Source organism: Micromonospora sp. URMC 105 (genome assembly GCF_051386295.1).
In the GTDB taxonomy this organism is placed as follows: Bacteria; Actinomycetota; Actinomycetes; order Mycobacteriales; family Micromonosporaceae; genus Micromonospora.
The window spans coordinates 1-6,818 of the sequence record NZ_JBPQTL010000165.1; the positions used below are offsets into that span (position 1 = coordinate 1).

Here is a 6,818-nt window from a genome sequence, read left to right on the forward strand (position 1 = left end):
GGCGAAGAAGCGGGCCAGGTGGGCGGTGAGGTCGCGGGGCGGGGTCTCGCGGTCGCCGTCCACCCGGGCGGCCAGCATCTCGACCGCGAGCCGGCCGATGCGCTCCTTGTCGGGGGCGATGGTGGTCAGGGTGGGCACGCTGAACCGGCCGTCCTCGATGTCGTCGAAGCCGGCCACCGCGACGTCCTCGGGCACCCGCAGGCCGGCCTCGTGCAGGGCGCGCAGGGCGCCGAGGGCGAGCGTGTCGTTGAAGCAGAAGACGGCGTCGGGGCGTACCCCGGTGGCCAGCAGGTGGCGCACGGCGGCGGCGCCGTCCGCGCGGTGCCAGGCCGGCGCGGGCGCGACCAGGCTCTCGTCGTAGTCGAGGCCGGCGTCGGCGAGCGCGGCGGCGTAGCCGGCCAGGCGCAGCCGGGCGCTGGCGCCCTCGGGGGTGCGCTGCGACCCGACGGCGGCGATCCGGCGGCGGCCGAGGCCGACGAGGTGGGCGGTGATCTCCCGGGCGGCGGCCACGTTGTCGATGCCGACGTGGTCGGCGGGGCCGTGGTCCACCCGCTCGCCGAGCAGCACCATCGGCGTGCCGTCGAGGCCCGCGAGGTCCTCGGCGGTGAGCGCGAGCGGACTGAGGATCAGGCCGTCGATCATGTGGTCGCCGATGCCGGCGGCGGCCACCCGCTCCCGCTCGGCCCCACCGCCGGTCTGGTCGATCAGCACCGTCCAGCCGCGCTCCGCGGCGGCGGTGACGACGTGCCGGGCCAGCTCGGCGAAGTACGGGATGTCCAGCTCCGGCACGGCCAGCGCGATCACGCCGGTACGCCCCTTGCGCAGGTTGCGGGCGGAGAGGTTGGGCCGGTAGTTCAGCTCGGCGATCGCCTCCTCCACCCGGGCCCGGGTGTCCGGCCGGACGTGCAGGTAGCCGTTGACCACGTTCGAGACCGTCTTGACCGACACGCCGGCCCGCTCGGCCACGTCCTTGAGCCTGTGTCGCACGATCTCGTCCCTCCCCGGGGTCGTCGTCCCCGGACTCTATCGTGCACCGCCCCCTTTACAACGTTGCTTACAACGTTGTAGAAACCTGTGGTACGGGGTGACTGCAGTCACCCCGGGTACGTCGAAGGAAAGGTGGCACCCCTTGCGCAACGCCCGGCTGACGATCGATCCGGCCTTCGCGATCGGCCCCGCTGACCGGCGGCTCTTCGGCTCCTTCGTCGAGCACATGGGGCGCTGCGTCTACGGCGGGGTCTACGAGCCTGGTCACCCCACCGCCGACCCGCGCGGCCTGCGCGGCGACGTGCTCTCGCTCACCCGCGAGCTGGGCGTCTCGGTGGTCCGCTACCCCGGCGGCAACTTCGTCTCGGGGTACCGCTGGGAGGACGGCGTCGGCCCGGTCGGCGACCGCCCGCGCCGGCTCGACCTGGCCTGGAAGACGATCGAGACCAACGCCTTCGGGCTGGACGAGTTCATGACCTGGGCCGCCGAGGCCGACGTCGAGCCGATGATGGCCGTCAACCTCGGCACCCGGGGCGTGCAGGAGGCCTGCGACCTGCTGGAGTACACCAACCACCCGGGCGGCACCCAACTGTCCGACCTGCGCCGCAAGCACGGCGCGGAGGAGCCGTACGGGGTGCGGCTCTGGTGCCTCGGCAACGAGCTGGACGGCCCGTGGCAGGTCGGCCACAAGACCGCCGACGAGTACGGCCGCCTCGCCGCGGAGACCGCCCGGGCGATGAAGATGATCGACCCGTCGATCAGCCTGGTCGCCTGCGGCAGCTCCAACCGGCGGATGCCGACCTTCGCCTCCTGGGAGGCGACCGTGCTGGAGCACACCTACGAGCACGTCGACTACATCTCCGCGCACACCTACTACGACCCGTCCGACGGCGACCAGGCCAGCATCCTGGCCTCGGCGGTGGACATGGACAACTTCATCCGCGACGTGGTCGCCACCGCCGACCACGTGGCCGCCAAGCAGCGGCACACGCGCAAGCTCAAGGTCTCCTTCGACGAGTGGAACGTCTGGTACGAGTCGCGCCTCAAGGCCGACCTGGACCGGCGCGGCTGGGTCGAGGCGCCCGCGCTGATCGAGGACGACTTCACCGCGGTCGACGCGGTGGTCGTCGGCGACCTGCTGATCACCCTGCTCCGGCACGCCGACCGGGTCGGCGTCGCCTGCCAGGCACAGCTCGCCAACGTGATCGCGCCGATCCGTACCCGCACCGGCGGGCCGGCCTGGCGGCAGAGCATCTTCCACCCGTTCGCCCTCACCGCCCGGTACGCCCGGGGCACCGTGCTGCGCACCGAGCCGGTCTCGCCGGACTACGAGACGAAGCGGTACGGCGCGGTGCCGGTGCTGGACACCGTGGCGGTGCACGACGAGGAGTCCGGCGAGCTGACCGTCTTCGCGGTCAACCGGGGCTCCGACGACCTCCCGCTGGACCTCGACCTGCGTGGCCTGCCCGGCCTGCACGGGGTCGAGCACCTGAGTCTCGCCGCCGGGGACGACCCGGAAGCGATCAACACCGAGGCCGAGCCCGACCGGGTGACGCCTCGCGCACTGCCCACCCCCACCCCCGACGGCGGTCGCTGCACCGTACGCCTGCCGGCGGTCTCCTGGAACGTGCTGCGTTTCGCGTCGCGGCCCTGACCAGGGAATACTTCACCCCGTCCCCCAAGGAGAAACCCGCATGATGCAGAACGAAATGAGCCGGCGGCGGCTGCTCGGTCTCGGCGTGGGTCTCGGCGCGGCCGCGTCGCTGACCCTCGCCGGCTGCGGCGGCGGCAGCGCCGGCAAGTCGACCGCGACCGGCAACGGTGGCAAGGAGTACACCGGCCCCAAGGTCTCGCTGAACCTGTGGAACGGCTTCACCGGTGGCGACGGCGACATCTTCAAGAAGCTCGTCGAGCAGTTCAACACCGAGCACCAGAACATCGCGATCGCGGTGAACACGTACCGGTGGGAGGACTACTACAGCAAGCTTCCCGGCGCGGTCTCCAGCGGCTCCGGCCCGGACATCGCGGTCATGCACATGGACCAGCTGGCCACCTTCGCCGCCCGCGGCGTGATCACCGAGCTGGACGACGTGGCCAAGGCGCTGGAGCTCAGCGAGGGTGACTTCGCGCCGACCGTCTGGAAGGGCGGTCTCTACAACAACAAGCGGTACGGCATCCCGCTGGACATGCACCCGCTGGGCTTCTACTACAACAAGGCCGTCATGCAGAAGGCCGGCCTGGACCCGAACAAGCCGCCGGCCACGCGGGACGAGTTCACCGCCGCGCTGACCGAGCTGAAGAAGTCCGGCGTGCAGGGCTTCTGGATCAGCCCGTTCCAGTTCACCGGTGGCATGACGTTCTACTCCCTGCTGCACCAGTGGGGCGGCAGCCTCTTCGACGCCGAGGTCGCCAAGGCCACCTTCAACTCCGACCCGGCGGTCGAGGCGTGCACCTGGCTGGTCGACCTGATCAAGCAGGGGCACTCGCCGGCGAACGTCGGCCAGGACGGCGACTACCTGGCCCTGAAGAGCGGCAAGAACGCCTTCAACTTCAACGGCATCTGGCAGATCAACGACATCGCCAAGGACCCGAACGCGCAGATCGGCGTCGCCGAGCTGCCGCAGCTCGGCACCCAGAAGGCCGCCTGGGCGAACTCGCACAACTTCACCATCGTCAAGCAGCGCAGCGCCGACAACAACAAGATCTCCGGCGCGAAGGTGTTCATCAACTGGCTCAGCGAGCACTCGCTGGACTGGGCGAAGGGCGGCCAGGTCCCGGCCCGCAAGGAGGTCCGGGAGGGCGCCGAGTTCAAGGCCATCCCGAACGTCGCCACGCTCGCCCCCGAGCTGGACTACGCGGCCTTCCCGCCGGCCGCTCCCGGGCTCGGCGAGGTGATGACCACCTTCTACACCTCCTTCAACGAGGCCGTGCTGGGCAAGAAGTCGCCCAAGCAGGCCCTCGACGACGGCGTGGCGAAGGCGAACAAGCAGCTGGAGGACAACCGCAAGAAGTACGGGAGCTGAGTTCCCGTGGCGGACGTGATCGAGGTCGGGGCGGCGCGCAAGGACGCGCCGCCCCCGGCGGGCGGGAAGAACCGCCGGGGCGCGACGGAGCGGGGCAGCCGCGCGACCCCGTACCTCTTCCTCGCGCCGTACCTGCTGCTCTTCCTGGCGTTCGGGCTGCTGCCGATCCTCTTCGGCGTCTGGCTGAGCGTCCACCAGTGGGACCTGCAACTGCCCAACCGGCCCTTCGTCGGGCTGGACAACTACCGGGACCTGTTCGACAGCGAGTCTGCGATCTACGGCGACTGGTGGTCGAGCGTCCGGGCCACCGCGGTCTTCACGGTCTTCTCGGTGCCGCTGCTGGTGGTCATCCCGCTGGGGCTGGCACTGCTGCTCAACCGGTCGTTCCCGGGGCGGACCTTCTTCCGGGCGATCTACTTCGCCCCGTACGTCCTCGGGGTGGCCGTGATCGGCCTGCTCTGGCGCTTCCTGCTCGACGCCAACCTGGGCCTGGTCAACCGGCTGCTCGGCATGGTCGGGCTGCCGTCGGACACCCCGTGGGTGACCGACGTGCCGTGGGCCTGGGTGTCGCTGGTCGGGGTGACCGTCTGGTGGACCTCCGGGTTCAACGCGGTGATCTACCTGGCCGGCCTGCAGGACATCTCGCCGGAGCTCTACGAGGCGGCGCGGATGGACGGCGCGAACGCCTGGGAACGGTTCCGCAACGTCACCCTGCCCGGGCTGCGCCCGGTCATGCTCTTCGTGCTGACCACCACGATCCTCGCCTCGGCGAACGTCTTCGGGCAGTCGTTCCTGATCACCCAGGGCGCACCGGGCCAACAGACCCGCACCGTGGTCTGGCGGATCGTGGACGAGGGCCTGCGGGACAACGACGCCGGCCGGGCCGCGGCGATGAGCATCATCTTCGCGCTGGCGCTCACGGTGATCAGCATCGTCAACTTCCGGTTCTTCCGGTACCGGGAAGACTGAGGGGCCGACCATGACGACTCTCCGCCGCTCCGCGCGCTACGCGGTCCTGGTGCTGCTGGCCCTGGTCTTCGTGACCCCGCTGGTCTGGATGGCCATCACCTCGGTGAAGACCTACGGCGACGCGCAGAAGATCCCGCCGACCTTCCTGCCCCGACCCTTCTCCACCTACGGCTACGAGCAGATCCTCGGCAACACCTCGAACCCGGTGCTGCGCTGGTTCGTCAACAGCATGCTGGCGGCCTGCCTGCACGCGCTGCTGGTGCTGGTGACCGCCTCGATGGCCGCGTACGCGCTGGCCCGGCTCCGGTTCCGCGGCCGGGCGGTCAGCTTCGCGCTGATCGTGGGGACCCTGTTCATCCCGCCCACCTCGCTGATCATCCCGAACTTCGTGATCGCCGACCGGCTCGGCTGGCTGGACACCCTGACCGTGGTGATCGTGCCCGGCGCGGCCAGCGCCTTCGGGGTGTTCTTCCTGCGGCAGTTCTTCCTCAGCATCCCGGCCGAGCTGGAGGAGGCGGCGGTGCTGGACGGCGCCAACCACTGGCAGATCTTCACGAAGGTGCTGCTGCCGCTCTCCAAGCCGGCGTTGGCCACGCTGGCGGTGCTGTCGTTCCTGACCAACTGGAACGACTTCCTCTGGCCGATCTACGTGCTGTTCAGCCCCGAGCGGCTGACCCTGCCGGCGGGCCTGGGCCTGCTCCAGGGCGCCTACGTCAGCGACTACCCGGTGATCATGGCCGGGGCGGTGCTGGCCAGCGTGCCGGTGCTGATCCTCTTCGTGGCGGCCCAGCGACACATCATCCAGGGCGTCTCGCGCAGCGGCCTGAAGGGATGAGCGCCGGGAACACCCGGCGACGCGGTGCGGCGGCGGTCCTCGCCGCCGCACTGCTCGTCGCCGGGTGCGGCGATGCAGAAACCTCTTCGAGTACGGGAGACGACGCCAGCGTGTTCACCAACCCCGTGGTCCGCGCCGACGCCCCCGACCCGCAGGTGATGCGGGCCGGCGACGCCTGGTGGCTGTTCCACACCAACAGCGGCGGCCGCAACGTGCCGGTGCGCCGCTCGGCCGACCTGGTCGACTGGAGCGAGGCCGAGGACGCCCTGCCCGAGCTGCCCGGCTGGGCGGACGCCGGGAAGACCTGGGCGCCGGAGGCGATCCAGCTCGCCCCGGACCGGTTCGTGCTCTACTACACGGTCGCCGGGCGGGACTCCGGCCGGCAGTGCGTGGGACGGGCGGTGGCGAGCCGTCCGCAGGGGCCGTACCGGGACGACTCGACCGAGCCGTTCATCTGCCAGGCGGAACTGGGCGGGGCGATCGACGCCAGCCCGTTCCGGGACACCGACGGCAGCCTCTGGCTGCTCTGGAAGAACGACGGCAACGCCATCGGGGTGGACACCTGGCTCTGGTCGCAGCGCCTCTCCGAGGACGGGCTGAAGCTGGTCGGCGAGCCGACGAAGCTGCTGAAGCAGACCGAGCCGTGGGAGGGCACCCTGATCGAGGGGCCGTTCTTCCACCGTCACGAGGGGCGGCTGTACCTCTTCTTCGCCGCCAACGCGTACGACAAGGCCAGCTATGCCGAGGGCTACGCGATCTGCGAGAGCCCGACCGGCCCGTGCGTGAAGGCCTCGGAGAACCCGATCCTGAAGACCAACGAGGTCGCCTCCGGCCCCGGCCACGCCTCCATGATCGTCAAGGACGGCCGGACCTGGCTGGTCTACCACGCCTGGCCGCCCGGCCAGGAGGGCACCACCGACCCCGGCCGCCAGGTCTGGCTCGACGAGCTCACCTGGCAGAACGGCAAGCCCGTCCTCAACGGCCCCACCGCCACCCCCCAACCC

At 70.7% G+C, this 6,818-nt stretch carries 6 protein-coding genes; 5 read left to right on the forward strand and 1 reads right to left on the reverse strand.

Annotation, left to right across the window (positions count from 1 at the left end; genetic code table 11):
* Positions 1-987, reverse strand: a 987-nt coding sequence (locus tag ACSNN7_RS28330) for a LacI family DNA-binding transcriptional regulator (protein ID WP_436684112.1), incomplete at its 3' end; no start/stop codon positions are given.
* Between the two features lie 142 nt (positions 988-1,129).
* Here ACSNN7_RS28330 and ACSNN7_RS28335 point away from each other — a divergent pair.
* The 5 genes from ACSNN7_RS28335 to ACSNN7_RS28355 all read left to right on the forward strand — a co-directional run.
* The gene (locus ACSNN7_RS28335) at positions 1,130-2,641 is read left to right on the forward strand and encodes an alpha-N-arabinofuranosidase (RefSeq protein WP_436684113.1); all 1,512 of its coding nucleotides are present in this window, start codon (positions 1,130-1,132) and stop codon (positions 2,639-2,641) included.
* Between the two features lie 40 nt (positions 2,642-2,681).
* Entirely contained in the window at positions 2,682-4,010 is a 1,329-nt protein-coding gene (locus ACSNN7_RS28340) for an ABC transporter substrate-binding protein (protein WP_436684114.1), read from the forward strand.
* A 6-nt stretch (positions 4,011-4,016) separates the two neighbouring features.
* The gene (locus ACSNN7_RS28345; protein ID WP_436684115.1) at positions 4,017-4,979 is read left to right on the forward strand and encodes a carbohydrate ABC transporter permease; all 963 of its coding nucleotides are present in this window, start codon (positions 4,017-4,019) and stop codon (positions 4,977-4,979) included.
* Between the two features lie 10 nt (positions 4,980-4,989).
* Positions 4,990-5,814, forward strand: coding sequence for a carbohydrate ABC transporter permease (locus ACSNN7_RS28350; protein WP_436684116.1), 825 nt, complete (start codon positions 4,990-4,992; stop codon positions 5,812-5,814).
* Positions 5,811-6,818: glycoside hydrolase family 43 protein (locus ACSNN7_RS28355; protein WP_436684117.1), on the forward strand; the 1,008-nt coding region annotated here is incomplete at its 3' end. The genes ACSNN7_RS28350 and ACSNN7_RS28355, both read left to right, overlap by 4 nt.

Bases quoted from the DNA above. Each gene is read 5' to 3' on its own strand.
- ACSNN7_RS28340 (WP_436684114.1), top strand. From the start codon at position 2,682: ATGATGCAGAACGAAATGAGCCGGCGGCGGCTGCTCGGTCTCGGCGTG.
- ACSNN7_RS28350 (WP_436684116.1), top strand. From the start codon at position 4,990: ATGACGACTCTCCGCCGCTCCGCGCGCTACGCGGTCCTGGTGCTGCTG.